The organism is Clostridioides sp. ES-S-0108-01, from assembly GCF_020662285.1.
GTDB lineage: Bacteria > Bacillota > Clostridia > Peptostreptococcales > Peptostreptococcaceae > Clostridioides.
This window is the reverse complement of sequence record NZ_JADGMN010000023.1, coordinates 39,926-57,573: the sequence shown is the minus strand read 5'-3', so window position 1 is coordinate 57,573 and position 17,648 is coordinate 39,926. Positions and strand designations below refer to the sequence as shown.

At 29.6% G+C, this 17,648-nt stretch carries 16 protein-coding genes and 1 riboswitch; of the genes, 3 read left to right on the top strand and 13 right to left on the bottom strand.

Features of this window, described 5'->3' with window-relative positions:
- The first annotated feature begins 458 nt into the window (after nucleotides 1-458).
- Complete coding sequence (locus tag IR152_RS16635) at nucleotides 459-1,679, top strand: M20 metallopeptidase family protein (RefSeq protein ID WP_227453025.1); 1,221 nt, start codon at nucleotides 459-461, stop codon at nucleotides 1,677-1,679.
- Between the two features lie 36 nt (nucleotides 1,680-1,715).
- Nucleotides 1,716-3,062, top strand: coding sequence for an APC family permease (locus tag IR152_RS16630; RefSeq protein WP_227453024.1), 1,347 nt, complete (start codon nucleotides 1,716-1,718; stop codon nucleotides 3,060-3,062).
- 109 nt (nucleotides 3,063-3,171) lie between these two features.
- Here IR152_RS16630 and IR152_RS16625 read toward each other — a convergent pair whose 3' ends face one another.
- On the bottom strand, nucleotides 3,172-3,342 hold the full coding sequence (locus tag IR152_RS16625; protein ID WP_227453023.1) for a hypothetical protein: 171 nt from the start codon (nucleotides 3,340-3,342) through the stop codon (nucleotides 3,172-3,174).
- A 68-nt stretch (nucleotides 3,343-3,410) separates the two neighbouring features.
- Here IR152_RS16625 and IR152_RS20125 point away from each other — a divergent pair, with 68 nt between their 5' ends.
- Complete coding sequence (locus IR152_RS20125; RefSeq protein WP_255624949.1) at nucleotides 3,411-3,536, top strand: hypothetical protein; 126 nt, start codon at nucleotides 3,411-3,413, stop codon at nucleotides 3,534-3,536.
- A gap of 106 nt (nucleotides 3,537-3,642) precedes the next feature.
- On the opposite strand, the gene hpdA is transcribed toward IR152_RS20125, so the two are convergent.
- From hpdA to prfB, 12 genes are all read right to left on the bottom strand, one after another.
- Complete coding sequence (gene hpdA / locus IR152_RS16620; protein WP_227453022.1) at nucleotides 3,643-4,593, bottom strand: 4-hydroxyphenylacetate decarboxylase activase; 951 nt, start codon at nucleotides 4,591-4,593, stop codon at nucleotides 3,643-3,645.
- Nucleotides 4,586-4,843, bottom strand: coding sequence for a 4-hydroxyphenylacetate decarboxylase small subunit (hpdC, locus tag IR152_RS16615; RefSeq protein ID WP_227453021.1), 258 nt, complete (start codon nucleotides 4,841-4,843; stop codon nucleotides 4,586-4,588). Before hpdC ends, hpdA begins: the two co-directional genes overlap by 8 nt.
- Nucleotides 4,844-4,846: 3 nt before the next feature.
- Nucleotides 4,847-7,555, bottom strand: coding sequence for a 4-hydroxyphenylacetate decarboxylase large subunit (gene hpdB, locus IR152_RS16610; protein WP_227453020.1), 2,709 nt, complete (start codon nucleotides 7,553-7,555; stop codon nucleotides 4,847-4,849).
- A 295-nt stretch (nucleotides 7,556-7,850) separates the two neighbouring features.
- Nucleotides 7,851-8,867, bottom strand: coding sequence for a tRNA (adenosine(37)-N6)-threonylcarbamoyltransferase complex transferase subunit TsaD (gene tsaD, locus IR152_RS16605; RefSeq protein ID WP_227453019.1), 1,017 nt, complete (start codon nucleotides 8,865-8,867; stop codon nucleotides 7,851-7,853).
- A gap of 5 nt (nucleotides 8,868-8,872) precedes the next feature.
- A complete protein-coding gene (gene rimI / locus IR152_RS16600) occupies nucleotides 8,873-9,349 on the bottom strand; it encodes a ribosomal protein S18-alanine N-acetyltransferase (RefSeq protein WP_227453018.1) in 477 nt (158 codons plus the stop codon).
- Complete coding sequence (gene tsaB, locus IR152_RS16595) at nucleotides 9,339-10,055, bottom strand: tRNA (adenosine(37)-N6)-threonylcarbamoyltransferase complex dimerization subunit type 1 TsaB (RefSeq protein WP_227453017.1); 717 nt, start codon at nucleotides 10,053-10,055, stop codon at nucleotides 9,339-9,341. The genes rimI and tsaB overlap by 11 nt, the downstream gene beginning before the upstream one ends.
- Nucleotides 10,055-10,507 (bottom strand): tRNA (adenosine(37)-N6)-threonylcarbamoyltransferase complex ATPase subunit type 1 TsaE, encoded by a 453-nt coding sequence (tsaE, locus tag IR152_RS16590; RefSeq protein WP_227453016.1) that lies wholly within the window; start codon nucleotides 10,505-10,507, stop codon nucleotides 10,055-10,057. The genes tsaB and tsaE overlap by 1 nt, the downstream gene beginning before the upstream one ends.
- 139 nt (nucleotides 10,508-10,646) lie before the next feature.
- Nucleotides 10,647-11,687 (bottom strand): DUF4116 domain-containing protein, encoded by a 1,041-nt coding sequence (locus tag IR152_RS16585; protein ID WP_227453015.1) that lies wholly within the window; start codon nucleotides 11,685-11,687, stop codon nucleotides 10,647-10,649.
- A gap of 336 nt (nucleotides 11,688-12,023) precedes the next feature.
- The gene (locus IR152_RS16580) at nucleotides 12,024-12,629 is read right to left on the bottom strand and encodes an ECF transporter S component (protein ID WP_227453014.1); all 606 of its coding nucleotides are present in this window, start codon (nucleotides 12,627-12,629) and stop codon (nucleotides 12,024-12,026) included.
- A 124-nt stretch (nucleotides 12,630-12,753) separates the two neighbouring features.
- Nucleotides 12,754-12,871, bottom strand: a riboswitch (FMN riboswitch).
- Nucleotides 12,872-12,929: 58 nt separating this feature from the next.
- Nucleotides 12,930-14,096: an amidohydrolase gene (locus tag IR152_RS16575; protein ID WP_227453013.1), complete on the bottom strand. Its 1,167-nt coding sequence runs from the start codon at nucleotides 14,094-14,096 to the stop codon at nucleotides 12,930-12,932.
- Nucleotides 14,097-14,244: 148 nt separating this feature from the next.
- Nucleotides 14,245-16,386: a Tex family protein gene (locus IR152_RS16570; protein ID WP_227453012.1), complete on the bottom strand. Its 2,142-nt coding sequence runs from the start codon at nucleotides 16,384-16,386 to the stop codon at nucleotides 14,245-14,247.
- 144 nt (nucleotides 16,387-16,530) lie between these two features.
- Nucleotides 16,531-17,638 (bottom strand): peptide chain release factor 2 gene (gene prfB, locus IR152_RS16565; protein ID WP_227453011.1). Its coding sequence is split into 2 segments (ribosomal slippage): nucleotides 16,531-17,562 and nucleotides 17,564-17,638, totalling 1,107 coding nucleotides; the frame shifts between segments, so codons are not numbered across the junction.
- Between the last annotated feature and the right edge of the window lie 10 nt (nucleotides 17,639-17,648).

The window sequence follows — 17,648 nt, the reverse complement described above, 5'->3', positions numbered from 1 at the left end:
CAATTATATCTTTCATTTTCAAAACCTCCAAAATTTTTTATATGAATATTATTCCAAATTTACCAATTTTGTATACCAAAAAGACTATAGGTAAATTTGTTTTTACACAAATCTACTTACAGCCCCACAAAATGTTTTCTCAATAGATTTTTTATTTTTCAAATATATAAAGATAATCTTTTATTATGTATACAATTAATGGGAATTAATAGGAATGGGATAAATGTAATAGTTCCTATTATTTTCATATAAACTACTATACAAGATTATTCTTATGCAAAACAATAATTTTCTCCAAAAATTGCAATTATAAAATCATTTTTCATGCTTTGAGAATAAACAAATGGTTTTATTTATTCAAAATTCTTATAAAAAACAAAAATTACTCACTGAAAATTATGGCATAATAATTGCTTATTATATTAAGCAAACAATAAAAAGTAATTGGAGGAATAAAAATGCAACAGTCTTTAAAATTAGAATATCAAACTAAAGAATTAGTAAAAGATTTTGTAATAGAAAGCTGTAATTCTATAAAACCTTGGCTAATAAATGTAAGAAGAGAATTACACAAAATTCCAGAATTAGCTCTTGAAGAAAAACTTACCAAGCAAAAAGTCATTTCATATTTAAAAGAAATAGGAATTGATTATGTTGAATTTACAAAACACAATGGGATTATGGCATATATCTTAAAAGAAAATGCAAATAAAACAATTTGTATAAGAGCAGATATGGATGCTCTTCCTATAGAAGAAGAAAATGATATACCTTATAAATCAATACATGCTAGAAAAATGCACGCTTGTGGTCATGATGCACATACATCAATGCTACTTGGAGCATGTAAAGTTTTACATTCAATAAAAGATAAATTAAATATAAATGTAAAGTTCTTATTTCAACCAGCAGAAGAAGGTTTTGGAGGAGCAAAATTCTTAGTTGAAGATGGATGTTTAGAAAATCCTAAAGCTGATTATATATTTGGACTTCATGTTATGCCACATATTGAAACAGGATTTATTGAAACAAAATATGATACATTAAATGCTAGTGTCGACACTATAGAAATAAATGTCAAAGGTAAAAGAGCTCATGGTGCATATCCTGAAAATGGTATTGACGCAATAGTTACAGCTTCACAAATTGTTACATCATTACAAACTATAATAAGTAGAAACTTAGAACCAAATAATGCTGCTGTTTTAACTATAGGTAAAATATATGGTGGTGATGCACACAATGTAATATGTGAAGATGTAAAGCTAGAAGGTACTTTAAGAACATTAAATAGCAAAACAAGAAACTTTGTGATTGATAAGATAACTAAAATCGTTGAAGATACTGCATCTGCATTTGAATGTATTGGAACATTACATGTAAGTGATGAAAATTATCCTGCTGTTATAAATGAAAAAGAATTAGTAGACACTGTTATCTCAAGCACAAAAGAATTACTTGGAGAAGAAAAGTTTATATTGAGACCAGACCCTTCTTTAGGTGGTGAAGACTTTTCTTTCTACACAGAACATTGCAAGGGAGCATTCTTTCATTTAGGATGTAAAAATGAGGAAAAAGGATTAATTTCACCTCTACATACCTCTAACTTTAATATAGATGAAGATTGTTTGCCAATAGGTGTTATGATGCATGTAATGAATACTTTATATTTTAATTAGTACTGCAATTATTAAAAGAATAGGAGATAAATTAATATGGAAAAAGCTAAAAAATTAGGGCTATTTAGTATGATATTATTAGGAATTAATGGCATAATAGGTTCAGGTATATTCTTACTACCAGGTAAAGTTTATAATCTAGCAAATCAAAATAGTATGTTTATATATATTTTTGCTACACTCTTAGTTCTGTCAATACTTTTATGTTTTGCAGAAGTTGGAAGTATGTTTGATAAAAATGGAGGTTCATATCTATACTCCAAAAAAGCTTTTGGGAATTTTATAGGATTTGAAGTTGGTACCATGTCTTGGGTCATAAGAATTATATCATGGTCTACTCTAGCAGTAGGATTTGCAACAGCTTTAGGTTCATTTTGGCCAAAGGCTGCCACTGAATACAAGGGTTATATAGCAACAGCACTAGTAACACTACTTTCAATAAATAGCTTATTTGGGATTAAAAGCACAAAGATAATGAATAATGTAATAACTATTGCTAAATTAGTACCACTAATAGTTTTCGTAATAGTCGGAATATTCTTTATAAAGTTTGAAAACATTGTTCCTTCAGGTAATGTAGTTAACTCTAGTGTGGGACCAGCTATCATATTGGTATTTTACGCATTTACTGGGTTTGAATCATTTATTGTAGCAAGTGGGGAGATGGAAAATCCTAAAAAGAATCTTCCAATTGCCTTAATAACTACTATATTTATATGTGCAATAATTTATATTTTAATTCAAGTTGTCTGTATGGGTATACTTGGAGATAAACTATTTGAAAATAGTATTCCAATTGCAGATGCTTCAAGTGTATTTTTAGGTAACTATGGTAAGGTCTTTATATCTATAGCAACATTAATATCTATATTTGGCATAAATATAGGTTCTTCAATAGTAACTCCTAAATGTGGTTCTTCTCTAGCAGAAGAAGGTTCTCTTCCAGCATTTATAGGAAAAACAAATAAATATGATGCTCCATATGTAGCAATAATAATATCTTTAATTTGTTGTATACCACTTGTACTGACTGGAAGTTTTGAACAGCTTGCAGTAATGAGTGTAATTGCAAGATTTGCTCAGTATATACCAACTTGTTTATCAGTAATAGTTTTAAGAAAAAGAACAGACATTCAAGCTTCTTTTAAGATTCCATTTGGACCTGTTATACCAACAATAGCTATTTTAGGTAGCTTATGGTTGCTACAGCAAGCTTGGGTAGAAGATATGGCAAAACCTATAACTCAAAATAGAGTTTTAATCGGATTGGGAGCAATGTTATTAATAGCACCTCTATACATAATTATGAAAAAAAATAAGGGAATTGAGTATGAAGATAAATCAGAAGATTCAAAATTATATATTTCTAGAGAAAAAATTTAATAGCATTTTATAAAATCTTTATAAAAAGTAATAAATAAAGGCGAAAGCATAGATTAGCTGACGTCTTTATTTTAATATAATTATAATTGTTTATAAATAAATTCTCTTTTCAACAAATTAAAGAATCTAGTATTTTCATATTTGGTATCTGTACATTCAATTCTTTTGCGGTTTCTAGCATCTCAAGAAAATTACACTTCATCTCATCTAGAGCTAAAAGTGCATGAGCTGTATATCGTTGAGTAATATAATCATCAGCACCTAAATTAAGTCCAATCATTTTATCTGTATCGCTATCTTTTGCAGTAGTAATAATAACAGGAATAGTGCTTACATTTCTTATATATTATGTCAACAAAATACCGTAATATGCAAAGTGTTTCATTATACCTTACATATTACGGTTCATATACTTATGTACTTATGCACAATCTACCAGTTGCTATCTTTATGTATATGAAGCAATATAAATAATATATAAAACAGGCAAAACTTTACTTAATTATTTTTACACAAAAAAGGATGTCACTCTAACTTTTAGTGTAACATCCTTTTTAATTAAAATTTATGATATTTATTTTTAGAAAGCTGTCTCATGACCAACATAACAAGCTATACCATTATCCAAAAATATATCTTGTAATTCTTCAAGATGCTCTTCATCAACATCTCCCTTATCAGAATACTCATACTCCTTGCCTAATTGAATCCACTTTGATTCTCCTAGCCTGTGAAATGGTAACAAGTTAATTTCTACCAAGTTGTTTTTGTGCATAAAAGATATAATATCACTTATATTTTCAGTACTATCATTAAATCCTGCTATAACTGGAACTCTAAGTACTAACCTTCCTTTCCAATCAGAATTTGCAAGGTTTGATATATTTTCTAGTATTAAATCATTATATACACCTGTTTGTTCTTTGTGCTTTTCTCTATCCATATGCTTTATATCAATAAATGCAAAATCAATATCTTTAAATATTTTATTAAAAACTTCATTTGATACACATGCACTTGTTTCAATGGCAGTGTGTATATTTACCTCATGACATTTCAATAATACTTCATGTAAAAATTCATGTTGAAGTAGTGGCTCACCTCCACTAAACGTTACTCCTCCATTGCTTCTCCAATTATTAGAATCACGTTTAATTACCTTTACAAGTTCATCTACAGTATAAGGTTTTGCACATAATTTAAACGCATTATAATAACATGAGTTGACACATTCAAAGCTTTCACAGTTCTTACATATGCTCCATTCTATGATTGGCTTATTATCAAGGTCAAAACCTAATGCACCATTTTTACATCTACCATGACATACGGTACATCCATTTTCATATTGACATGATAACTCACTAAACATCATATGTGGTTTAACAGTCCAACTTTCTGGATTTGCACACCATTTACAGCTAAGTGGACATCCATTTAAAAATACAGTTGTTCTGCAACCTGGTCCGTCATGGACTGAAAAACTCTGTACATCAAAAATCATTCCCTTTAGTTGATTTTGACTACTCATTAAACACATGTCCTTCACAAGTAATTGCATTCAATGTTGAATATACCCAATCTTCCTTCTCTAGACCAACACATTTACCTATGCCTTCATCATTAACATCAACAAAATTTTTACAATTTTTACATTTTGGCATTGCTTTTATTTCTGGACATGCTTCATCATCTAAATTAATCATTTGTTTTGATAATCTACAAATTCCTTTGGTTGCATCTACTGCACAAAAATTCATACAATCACTATGCTTTCTCATATTTTACACCCCTTCATACTCTGTTCTAGCAATTACTTCATCTTGTATTGGTTTACCTAATTCACACCAATATTGAGTAAATCCAGCAACACGTACCATTAATTGACGATAATTATCAGGATTTTTTTGTGCATCTTTCAATGTTTCTGAATCTACAACATTATATTGAATATGGAAACCACCTTTTCTTAAATAACTTCTTGTTAAATCTAATAATTTTTGAGTACCTTGTTGTCCTTTTATAGTTGTTGGATGAAGTTTTAAATTCATCTGAGAATTTTGAACTACTGCTTGATCCCAAATAGTTGCAGATTCAAATAATGCATATACACCATTTTTATCAGTTCCTGCATATGCAGAAACTGAACCATCTGAATATGTTGTTCCACTTAGTCTACCATCTGGTGTAGCCAACGTAGCAGCCCCTTGTGGTCCATGTGTAGAAACAGATATTTGGCAAGGATACATCTTCTTAGCATATAAAGATTGTGCTTCTTCACATACTTTTGATAACCATACCTCATAGTTTTTAAGAATATTATCTGCATACAAATCATTATTTCCATATTTAGGTGCATCAAGACAAGCCTTATAAATAGCATCATACTTACCAGTCTTATCTACTTTTATTTGGTCTGCCATAGAGTAATTTCCTACTTCTAATGCATCTTTAAATCCAAAATTATTTAATATAGCATCCTTCATCTCCTCTATTGTAAACGTTTTGTCATCATATACAAGTTTTTTAAGTGCTGCAAATGAATTGACCATAGTAACAGTACCACAAGTTTCTACGTTTAATGTTGCATTATAACGATACCCCATATTTCCTATATGTTGACCTTTGTCTAAACAATCTGGCTTTAATAGTGAATTTATTATAGAAGTATCAAATTTTCTCCATATATCTAACTCAATATTGTTTGCTCTTTCTAAAACATTTATTGCTTGTTTATAGTAATCTTTAAATACTTCTATAACTTCTTCATAAGTATCTAGTGACTTATTATGAGGCTTAAATACTTGTATATTCATACGATGGTCTTTACCATTCATAAGAACAAGTTCTAAGATTTTAGGATTAGCTATAAAGTGGACTCCAGAGCCAGCAGATTGACCTGCTCCACCTGCAATAGAATATGTCTTTCCATTTAAAGTCAACTGTTTCCAACACCCTGGAGATGTTTCCAAACATCCACCTAATGCAAATGCTCTTGCTTCCTCAACAGTCATACCTTCATCAGCAAATTGTTTCATCATAAATGTTGTCCCATTTGAGTTATTCACCCATGCTGGATAACCAGAACCAAGCTTTGTACATTCCGCAGCTTTCATTAAGAAATCCTCTGGAAGCTTTTCATCATATAACATAGTTAAACTAGGCTGAGGAGTTCTACATCTCATACTTGCTTCTAATAATAACTCTTCTAACTCGTTAGCTCCTGTAGAACCATCTTCTCTTAATCCACCTATAGATAACGTATTAAATGTGTTTCCTGATAACACTCCTCCATTTACACCTGCTGAGGCAAAACAGTCAATACAAGTGATTTTTATTCTATAAAGCTCCAATAATTCGATAACCTCTTCTTTTGTAATTAGTCCTTTTTCCATATCTTGTTCATACCAAGGATATAAAATTTGACCAAAACGACCTATAGACATACCAGATATAGCATCCTCATTTACTGATGCTATATGAATTGTATAAGTTAACTGAAGAGCTTCCCTAAATGTACGAGGTTGTTTATGTGCAATATGCTCTAATATCTCCACTAAATCTGAATATTCTTTTTTAGCTCCTAAATCCGTCTCTATACTTTCTAAATATTTTGCATGTTTTGCATAATTTAAAATCCAAGTTTGTAATCCTTCAATAACTTGAATAACGGCCTCATAGAAATATAGGCGGTCCATACCAATAAGCCCATCTCCAGATGCATTTCCTGCAACTGCTTTTTTACATTCTTTTGCCATTTCTATAATTCCATCTAATCCATAATTTAAAGGATAAAAATAATTTATAACTTCTCTACCTTGAGGAAGTGTATACCCTGAATCAAACATACATATAAGCGTACTCATTAGATTTTCTTTTAAATCATAATCTGGCATCATTTTTTCATAGTGAAAACCTAAATCTTCAACAGACTTTCCAACCCATTCTTTTGCCATTTTTACAAGTACAGGTACTTCTTCTTTTCTCATTCCGAATTTACCAGCTATTGAAACGACATTTCCAAAGCTTTCAGTAACATTTCCTCCACCAGACCCAAACTTTGTAAGCTCATCTGCGGTATTACTGGCTAACTTCTTTGCTTCTTCTCTCATTTGTTCTCCTTGAGCAACAAAGAAACTTTCACTTACCCAAGGCATTGGAAAAGAGCCTCTATAATGACGAGTCTTTTGCATTACTATTTTCTCGCCAGGTATTATGTTTGGTGTCATATGTGAAAAAGCAGCTCTAAGAGCTTTAGCTCTTCTAACTACTGGTATATCACCATCCGATTTTCTATATTCTCTATTATACCAATATGGAAATTCCATATCAGCAGTAGACAATGTATTATAATATACATCTAATAAGTCTTCTGCTCTTTTACTTGCTTTTTTTTCATTAAATTCATTTAAATTTTCTTTATTCTGAAAATTCGACTTAATATTTTTTGCTTTCAAAATACTTCTTATTTTGTCTTCTTTACTTTGACTCATATCTTCCCCTCCTTATACTTTCTATAATTAGTATAAAACTTTTTAATAACGAAAAAAAAGGGTATATTACCCACTTTTTAAAATAATCTTTCTACAAAAAAATTAAACTTGAAGCAAATTCAAACCAAAGATAACCTTTATACCCTAAATATGTTGCAATTCATTAGAATATAAAGGTTATACGTAGTTTTACTCCAAGTTTAATAGATACTATGTTGATTCTTATTATATTTAATTTTACTTCTATTTACTTCTTTGAAACAATGACTTAACATACTTATAAATTTAGTTTATTCTACTGATTTATCTTTAAATTTGGAACTGCATTTAAACTCATATCATGTATTTTACCATTTATAAAATTATAATATCCTGCACATCCTATCATAGCAGCATTATCTGTACATAAAATTAGAGGAGGATATTTAACAATAATATCACTCTCTTTTGCAAGCTCTGTTATTTTATCCCTAAGCCCTGAATTAGAAGCAACCCCACCAGAAAGAGTTATGATATTATATCCTTTATCTTTTACTGCTTTTAGTGCCTTAGTAGATAAAACCTCTATCACAGCCTCTTGAAAAGATGCTGCTACATCTTCAACTACTATTTCTTCATTTTTCATTCTTTTTCCATTTAGGTAATTTAGCACAGAAGATTTTAATCCACTAAAACTAAAATCATAACTATCTTCTTCTAAATAGGCTCTTGGAAATTCTATAGCATGCTTATTTCCTTTTTTTGCTAGATTATCAATAATAGGACCTCCTGGATAACCTAAATTCATTGCTCTTGAAATCTTATCAAATGCTTCTCCAGATGCATCATCTCTTGTTTTTCCTAAAATTTCATACTTACCATAGTCTTTAACTTCAACCAAGTGAGTATGACCTCCAGATACTATTAATGTTATAAAAGGAGGTTTCAAATCCTTGTGTTCTATATAGTTTGCACTTAAATGACCTTCTATGTGATTTACTCCTACAAGTGGTATATTCAAAGTATATGCAAGTGCTTTAGCATAAGATAAGCCTACTAGTAAAGCTCCTACTAGTCCAGGACCATATGTAACTGCAATATGGTCTATATCATTAAATACTATACTTGCTTTATCTAAAGCTTCTTGAACAACTATATCAATATTTTCCACGTGTTTTCTTGAAGCTACCTCTGGAACTACACCACCAAATTTTTTATGTGTCTCTATTTGAGTAGAGATTATGTTTGAAAGTACTTCTCTACCATTTTTTAAAACTGATGCAGCTGTTTCATCGCAACTACTTTCTATAGCTAATGTTATTATATCACTCATAAACTCTACACCTCTTTTATTTGGTTCCACATTATAATTGCATCTTCTTTATTATCACTGTAGTATTCTTTTCTTATTCCATCCATTCTAAATCCATATTTTCTATATAAATTTTGTGCTATTTTATTTGATACTCTAACTTCTAATGTAATAGATGCAATATTATTATCTTTACATAAATCAACTATACTTTTTATCAACTTGTCCCCTATTTTTTTGCCTCTATAGTCACTATGGACAGCCACATTGTTTATATGCCCTTCATCAAGTATAAGCCAAATTCCCACATATCCAACAATTTTTCCATCTAACTTAGCTACTATATACCTTGCTACTTCATTAGACAACTCTTTTCTAAAAGACTCTTTCGACCAATAATCTTCAAAACAATTTTTTTCTACTTCAAAAACTTCATCTATATCTTTAACGGTCATTTCTTCTATTTTTATATCATCCACTATTAATTTTGTATTATCTTTCATTGTTTAACCTCTTCATTTTTTCATCATATTGTACTTCAGCTTGAGATTTTCTGATGTACATAGGATTTATTGTATAACAAGTATGTACATCTATATTTTTATTATATTTATTTAATGCCAAAGAACATAAGCTTCCTGCATTAGATACATTGTGAGATGGCGAAGATATTTTTATGTTTTTTATATTCTCTAGCCTATCTTTATATTTGTATACAGCTTCTCCAACTATTATAAATTCTTCATTACTTGATACAATTTCCTCTACTAAAGTATTAAACTCTACAACATCAACACCATCTAATTCTATAAGCTCTCCATTTTTAAACTTGTATTTAGCTGAATAAACTTGATTTTTCTGTGCATCTAATATACAACATATCTTTCTATCACAGAAATTCATGTTATTTGCTAGAGATTCTAAAGAATTCACTGCTATTATTGGTATATTATTTACATGAGCCATAGCTTTTACTGTGGCCATACCTATTCTAAGACCTGTAAACGAACCTGGACCTATACATACAGCTAACAAATCCATATCTTTTATACTTAAATCACTCATGCTCAACATATTTTCTATCATCGGCATAAGCTTTTGCGAATGAGTTTTTTTGTTGTTTACTGTAAATTCACATATTAAGCTATCATTTTCTACAACTGCTACACTTGCTGCCATAGAAGAAGTATCCATACCTAGTATTTTCATTATTTAGTCAACTCCTCAACTATCTCTTTATAAAACTCTCCTTTTGGAGTTAATATCATTTCTCTTCCTTCATCTTTGTATCTCAACTCTATATTTAAATATTCTTTTGGAAGTATATCTTCTATTAGATTAGCCCATTCTATTATACATATTCCTTTTGAGTTTACATATTCATCATATCCAATATCATACATCTCATCACTACTACCTATTCTATAAACATCAAAATGATACAAAGGTATTTTTCCTTCATATTCATTTATTATAGTAAATGTAGGACTTGTTATATAATCTTTTATCCCTAATGAATCTGCCAAACTTTGTGTCATTGTAGTTTTACCAGCTCCTAAATCTCCCACTAAACAGATAACGCTACCTTCTTTTAAAAGTTTACCTAATTTATATCCTATTTCTCTAGTTTTATTTTCATTTTCTAAATATATTTTTACCATCAATTCATCTCCATTTTGATATAATCGTCATGTGAATTTATATCACTGCTTAATTAATTATAGTATAAGGCTAGATGATTATAAAGTACTTCTATTTATCTTTTTTTATCTTTCACTATTGATAACTTATATCTACACCTTACATACAATCATCAATGGCAATTTTTACGTACTCTTTTGCTTTATAATTTTGCTTTAATGCTTCTTTGCATATTCTCTCAGATTGCTCTTTTACATACTTAAGGGACTTATAATTCTCTTTTACTGCCTCAATACACATTTTTTCCGTTTGATTTTTTATATACATAAGCATCTTCCCATTTTGTCTTACAATCTCTATACATATATCCTCCGTATAGTTATCTATGTAGAGTAACACGTCTTTAATATTATATCTTTTATTTAAATATCTTATAGCATTTATACATATTTCTTCTGTCTTATTATTAACAAATTGTATACTTCTACCATCTTGTTTAACAGCTTCTATACATATTTTGTCAGTTTGTTTATTTACATATTGTAATGCCATACCATTTTGCCTCACAGCTTCTATACACATTTTTTCTGTTTGATTTTGTACATATTTTAATGCTTTATAATTTTGCATAATAGCTTCTATACATAATTCTTCACTCTGTTCTCTAACATATGCAAGACACCTGCCATCTTTTTTAATTGCTTCTAAACATATACTTCTTGTTTGAACCTCCAAAGCCTTTAATACACTTACAACATCTATATTGGAAGAGTGTCTTATTGCTTTTACAATAAGTTCCTCTGTTTTATTTCGTACATACTTAAGTGCATTACAATCTTTTTTTATAGCTTCAAGGCATAGATATTCTGTTTGTTCTTTTACATATTCAAGTGCTCTATAGTTGTACTTTATTGCCTCTAGACATAATTCTTCGGTTTGACATTTTACATACTCTAGTGCCTTATAATTCTGCCTTATAGCTAAAATACACATACCATCAGTTTGATTTTCTATATTTTTTAATTCACGATAATCGTATTTTACCCTTTCCATATTTTCAATATATTCATTAGTGATATACTTTAAAGAATCTCCTAACTTTGTATCATAAATACCAATATGAATATTTTCCCAATTACTATTAAAATAATACCCTTTATCATCTAAAAATAGTTTTTTTATCTTTTTAGATAAGTTCATGAATATACACTCCTATCATTATTAAATTAGTTATTATTAAAAATTTGATTACTAATCTTTATATACATTTAATAATAACTTTACTTTTTGTTTATTATGAATTCGCTCTGTATATTGTAGATACCTTTTTCGTATTTTAATAGTTAATCGCTTTAATTCTTCCTTTATTTTAAAAATTAAATTTGTCTAAATATTTCTTATTTTATATACATTTTTTGATAAATTAATAAAGCCATAATATATTTAATATATCAATCACAGCATAGGACTGAAATTATAAATAAATTATGGCTATTCAATACATTTAATTTTAAAATCTTATATTTTCTTGTCTAATTATTTTTTTATTATATTACCCATTTTCTTATAAAGTGGTAATGTTGCTAAAGATATTATTACAGCTTTTAATACATTAAAGGGAGCTATAATCCAAATTACAAAAGTGAATAAATCATGAACTTGGGGATTTATAGCTGAACCTAGTCCTATTATAGCATTTAATCCCATAAATTGACCATAAAGTGGCATCATTACAAAATAGTTTACTAATGAACCAATTATAGTCATAACTATTGTACCTAACACAAAACCAATTAACACACCTTTTAAATCTTTACTTCTCTTATATGAATAACAAAGTATCATTACATAGGAACCACCAATTAATATATTTGCAAATTCTCCTATCCCTCCAGTTGTTGTTGCTGTTATTGCTTGTAACACATTTTTTACTACAACTATTCCAAATCCAACTAATGGTCCTAAGGACATTCCTCCAAATATTGCGGGAATATCTGATAGGTCAATTTTTAAGAAATCCGGAAATATACCTGGTATCGGTGCTTGAATAAACATTAATAAATAAGATATTGCAGATAAGATTGACATTACTACTAAAGTTCTTGTTGAAATCACATTATTTTTTTTTGCTGTGTTTTGCATAATTATTATCCTCCTAATCAATATATTTATATTTTTTAGGAAAAATAAAAAACTCGAAGACCCCATCTTCGAGTTTTTATGGATATAGTTTAAACAAACTAAAATAAACTTATTTATATTCCATAAATATCTTCTCCCATCCAGACTTTACTGTCGGCTTTGGAATCTCACCAAATCAACTACATAAGTAGTTCGCGGGCTATACCGCCGGTAGGGAATTTCACCCTGCCCCGAAGATCTTCTTTGATTTTTAATTTTCCTTACATCCTTATATTAGTTAATTTTTTAATAATTGTCAAGTTATTTTTTCTCATACACTACTTTACCATTTATTATAGTGTAAAGTACATTACTTTGAATTTCTAGTGGTGAATTATCCCAAATTACTATATCTGCATCTTTACCAACTTCTATAGAACCTACTCTATCTTCTATACCTAAAACCTTAGCTGGATTTATTGTAATTGATTCTATTGCTTTTTCTTCTTTCATACCATGTTTTACTGCTATACCTGCACATATAGGAAGATATTGAACTGGTATTACTGGGTGGTCTGTCATTATGCATACATCTAGACCTGCATTTGAAAGTATCCCCGCAGTATTAAATGTCAGATTTCTAAGTTCAAATTTAGACCTTTCTGATAAAGATGGACCTACTATCACAGGAAATCCTTCTTCCAACAATTCATCTACAATAAGATGACCTTCTGTACAATGATCTAATGTAAGTTTTAAATTAAATTCTTTTGCAATTCTCATTGCTGTAAAAATATCATCAGCTCTATGAGCGTGTGCCTTGAAAGGAATTTCTCTCCTCAGAACAGGTATTAAACTTTCCATTTTTATATCATATTCAGGTTTTTCACAGTCTTCGTCATCATGACTTTCATACATATCAATATCTTCTAGATATTCTTCTGCTTTTTTTATGTTTTCTCTAAGTAAGGCTGCTATAGCCATTCTAGTTTGAGGAGATTTATCATCCTGACCATAACAGCTCTTTGGATTTTCTCCAAAAGCTATTTTAGATGCAACTGGATTTTTTATTACCATTTTATCAATTCTTTTTCCATACGTTTTTATAGCTATACATTGCCCACCCATAACATTTGCACTTCCAGGAGTTGTACAGACAGAAGTTATGCCACCTTCAAAGGCTTCTTTAAATGTTCTATCCATTGGATTAATTCCATCTATAGGATTTAATTGTGGTGTTATTGGGTCAGTCTCTTCATTTCCATCGGCTCCCTCAAACCCTATACCATCTTCCCATAAACCTAAATGAGTATGAGCATCTATAAATCCAGGAAACACAAGTTTATTACTAGCATCTATTACCTCCACATCTAAAGGCGCTATCAAATCTTCTCCAATTTCTATTATTTTTCCTTCATCTATAATGATGTCTCCATGAATTATCCCATTTGTTATGGTGTTTATTTTACCATTTTTTATAAAAATCATTCATTTTCCTCCTGATTTTCAAGACTATTGTACTTCTTTTTAACATTATTTCTTACAACACACTTTTAAAATTTTTTAATATTTGTACCTTCTATGAATTTCATTTGCAGACATAGAGTTCAAGCATTATAATCATATATAAACTTATCTATTTTTTCATTGATAAGGCTACTCTTTTTTTGTTTAAGTCAATTCCAATCACTTTTACATCTACTATATCACCTACTGTAACAATACTCATAGGGTCTTTTACAAAACTATTACTCATTTCTGATTTATGAACTAATCCGTCATTTTTTATTCCAATATCTACAAATGCACCGAAATCTACAACATTTCTTATTGTACCTTTTAAAGTCATACCTTCCTGTATATCTTCAATTTTTAAGACATCAGTTCTCAGTATAGGTTTTATACCTTCTTCTCTTGGGTCTCTTCCTGGCTTCTTGATTTCAGCTATGATATCTTTTAATGTAACTTGCCCTACTTCCAGTTTTTCACTTAATTCTTTCAAACCAATCTCTTTTATTTTTTCATCTATTTCTTCTATATTTTTATTCTTTACATCATCTAAAGAATATCCAATTATCTCAATCATTTTTTTACATATCTCATAACTTTCAGGATGCACACCTGTATTATCTAGTGGATTTTTGCCCTCTAAGATTCTCATAAATCCAGCACATTGAGTAAATGCTTGAGGTCCTAGTCTTTTTACCTTTTTCAATTGTGCTCTTGATGTAAAATCTCCATTTTCTTCTCTATATGCTATTATATTTTTTGCAATAGCCTTACTTATTCCTGCAACATGTTCTAGTAGAGAGTATGATGCTGTATTTAAATCTACTCCAACACTATTTACAGAATCTTCAACAACTCCATCTAGTACTTCTTCTAATCTCTTTTTGTTTAAATCATGCTGATATTGACCCACGCCAATACTTTTAGGGTCTATTTTTACAAGCTCTGCCAATGGGTCTTGTAATCTTCTAGCTATAGATATAGCTCCTCTTATTGATACATTTATATCTGGATGTTCTTCATTTGCAAGTTCAGATGCTGAATAAACAGATGCTCCAGCTTCACTAACTATAACATATTGCACCTCTCTATCTATATCTTTTATCATTTCTGATACAAAAGTCTCCGATTCTCTGGATGCAGTTCCATTCCCAATTGAAATTATATCTATATCGTATTTTTCAATCAATCCTTTTAAAACTTTCTTTGCTCCTTCTACATCATTTTGAGGGTCTGTTGGATATACGGTTGTATAGTCTAGTAGTTTACCATTTTTATCTACTACAGCTATTTTACATCCAGTTCTAAATGCAGGGTCAAATCCCATAACTACTTTGTCTTTAACTGGCGGTTGAAGTAATAAACTTTTAACATTCTTTCCAAATACACTTATAGCTCTTTCTTGAGCTATTTCTGTTAAATGATTTCTTATTTCTCTTTCTATAGATGGAAAAATTAATCTTTTATAAGAATCTTCTATTGAATTTACAATTTCTTCTTTATTTTTGAAATTTTTATCATTTACATATTCATTTATTATGTAATTTAAAACTTTATCATTATTTATTTCTAACTTAACCTTTAAGAAATTTTCTTTTTCTCCTCTGTTTATTGCCAAAACTCTATGTGGAGCCATGCTTTTTACTGCTTCACTATAGTCATAATACATATCATAAACCGATTTCTCATCAGTAGAACTTTTACTAACTATCATTCCTTCTCTTAAAGCCAATTCTCTTATATATTTTCTAATCTTAGCATCATCTGAAACTAATTCTGCAATTATATCTCTAGCACCTTTTAACGCATCTTCAACAGAAAGAACTTCTTTCTCTTCATCTATATAGCTATTTGCCTCTATTTCTATACTATCCAAATTATTCTCTAGTATTGACAATGCTAGATTTTCTAATCCTTTTTCTTTTGCTATTGTTGCTCTAGTTCTTTTCTTTTGCTTATATGGAGCATATATATCTTCTACTTCTTGTAGTGTCTTTGCTTTTTCTATACTTTTGCTTATTTCATCAGTTAATTTACCTTGTTCATCTATTAGCCTAACTACATCATCTTTTCTATTTTGAAGGTTTCTCAAATACATCAATTTTTCATAGAATTCTCTTAGTGTAACATCACTCATTTCGCCAGTCATTTCTTTTCTGTATCTAGCTATAAACGGTATTGTATTCCCTTCATCAATAAGCTTTAATGTATTATTTATTTGTTCATCTCTAAGATTAAATTCTTTTTTTAATATTTGATTTATATCCAATTTATTCACTCCTAATGTTAGTTTTTTCATAAGTATAACAAAACAGAACGAAGGCTGAGGGTTGTCGTCCTCAGCCTAAGTGCTGTAAGTGCATAGTAAGCACTAACCTTCTTATACATATATCTTAATTACAGTGCATATTTATTAAACTGTTTTATTCATTTTTAAGTATTCATTAATAAACAAGTCTATATTTCCATTCATTACACTATCTACATTTCCAAACTCAGCATTTGTCCTATGGTCTTTAACCAACTTATATGGTTGAAAAACATATGACCTAATTTGGCTACCCCAAGTTATTTGTGAGTATTTTCCTTGTATATCTTCTATTTTTTCCTTTTGTTCTAACTCTTTTAATTCTATCAATTTTGCCATTAAAAGTCTCATAGCTCTATCCTTATTTAGATGTTGAGACCTTTCATTTTGACACTGGACTACTACACCTGTAGGAATATGTGTTATTCTAACTGCTGAATCAGTCGTATTTACATGTTGACCTCCAGCTCCAGATGCTCTATATGTGTCTATCTTTAAATCTGATGGATTAATTTCTACTTCTATATTCTCATCTAGCTCTGGTGTTACATCTATAGATGCAAATGAGGTATGTCTTTTTCCTGATGGGTCAAATGGAGATATTCTTACCAGCCTATGAACTCCTTTTTCACTCTTTAAATACCCATAAGCATTTGTTCCTTCTACAAGAATTGTAGCTGTCTTTATTCCCGCTTCAGGGTCTGATATTATATCTAATAGCTTAACTTTATATCCCTTACTTTCTGACCATCTTATATACATTCTCAAAAGCATCTGAGCCCAATCTTGAGCATCCAAACCACCAGTACCAGCGTTTATAGATAATATAGCATTATTTTTATCATACTCTCCATTTAAAAGAGTTTTTATTTTCATTTCAGATAATTTTTCTTCTATTGATTCTATGGACTTTTCTATATCTCTTTCTACAGAATCATCCTCTTCTTCTAGACCTATTTCAATCAATACTTCTATATCTTCTAATAAGTTTTTTAAGCTTTCATATTCTTCTAGTGTCTCTTTTAAAGATTTATTTTCTTGAAGTACTCTTTGAGCGACTTCATTATCGTCCCAAAAGTCTTGTTTATTCATCTTTTCTTCATTAATTTGTATCTTTTCCATCAATGAAGCTATGTCAAAGAGAAACCCTCAATTCTTCTAAATTTGAAGCTATCTGCTCCATACTATGTCTGTACTCTTGTAACTTTAACATTTAATCCTCC

Coding starts and splice junctions, on each gene's coding strand:
- tsaB (WP_227453017.1), bottom strand. CDS start 10,055: ATGAAAATACTAGGTATGGATACTTCTTCTATGGCAGCAAGTGTAGCA.
- IR152_RS16585 (WP_227453015.1), bottom strand. CDS start 11,687: ATGAACTTATCTAAAAAGATAAAAAAACTATTTTTAGATGATAAAGGG.
- IR152_RS16630 (WP_227453024.1), top strand. CDS start 1,716: ATGGAAAAAGCTAAAAAATTAGGGCTATTTAGTATGATATTATTAGGA.
- IR152_RS20125 (WP_255624949.1), top strand. CDS start 3,411: ATGTCAACAAAATACCGTAATATGCAAAGTGTTTCATTATACCTTACA.
- tsaE (WP_227453016.1), bottom strand. CDS start 10,507: ATGGTAAAAATATATTTAGAAAATGAAAATAAAACTAGAGAAATAGGA.
- hpdA (WP_227453022.1), bottom strand. CDS start 4,593: ATGAGTAGTCAAAATCAACTAAAGGGAATGATTTTTGATGTACAGAGT.
- rimI (WP_227453018.1), bottom strand. CDS start 9,349: ATGAAAGATAATACAAAATTAATAGTGGATGATATAAAAATAGAAGAA.
- IR152_RS16575 (WP_227453013.1), bottom strand. CDS start 14,096: ATGATTTTTATAAAAAATGGTAAAATAAACACCATAACAAATGGGATA.
- IR152_RS16625 (WP_227453023.1), bottom strand. CDS start 3,342: ATGATTGGACTTAATTTAGGTGCTGATGATTATATTACTCAACGATAT.
- hpdB (WP_227453020.1), bottom strand. CDS start 7,555: ATGAGTCAAAGTAAAGAAGACAAAATAAGAAGTATTTTGAAAGCAAAA.
- tsaD (WP_227453019.1), bottom strand. CDS start 8,867: ATGAGTGATATAATAACATTAGCTATAGAAAGTAGTTGCGATGAAACA.
- hpdC (WP_227453021.1), bottom strand. CDS start 4,843: ATGAGAAAGCATAGTGATTGTATGAATTTTTGTGCAGTAGATGCAACC.
- IR152_RS16635 (WP_227453025.1), top strand. CDS start 459: ATGCAACAGTCTTTAAAATTAGAATATCAAACTAAAGAATTAGTAAAA.
- IR152_RS16580 (WP_227453014.1), bottom strand. CDS start 12,629: ATGCAAAACACAGCAAAAAAAAATAATGTGATTTCAACAAGAACTTTA.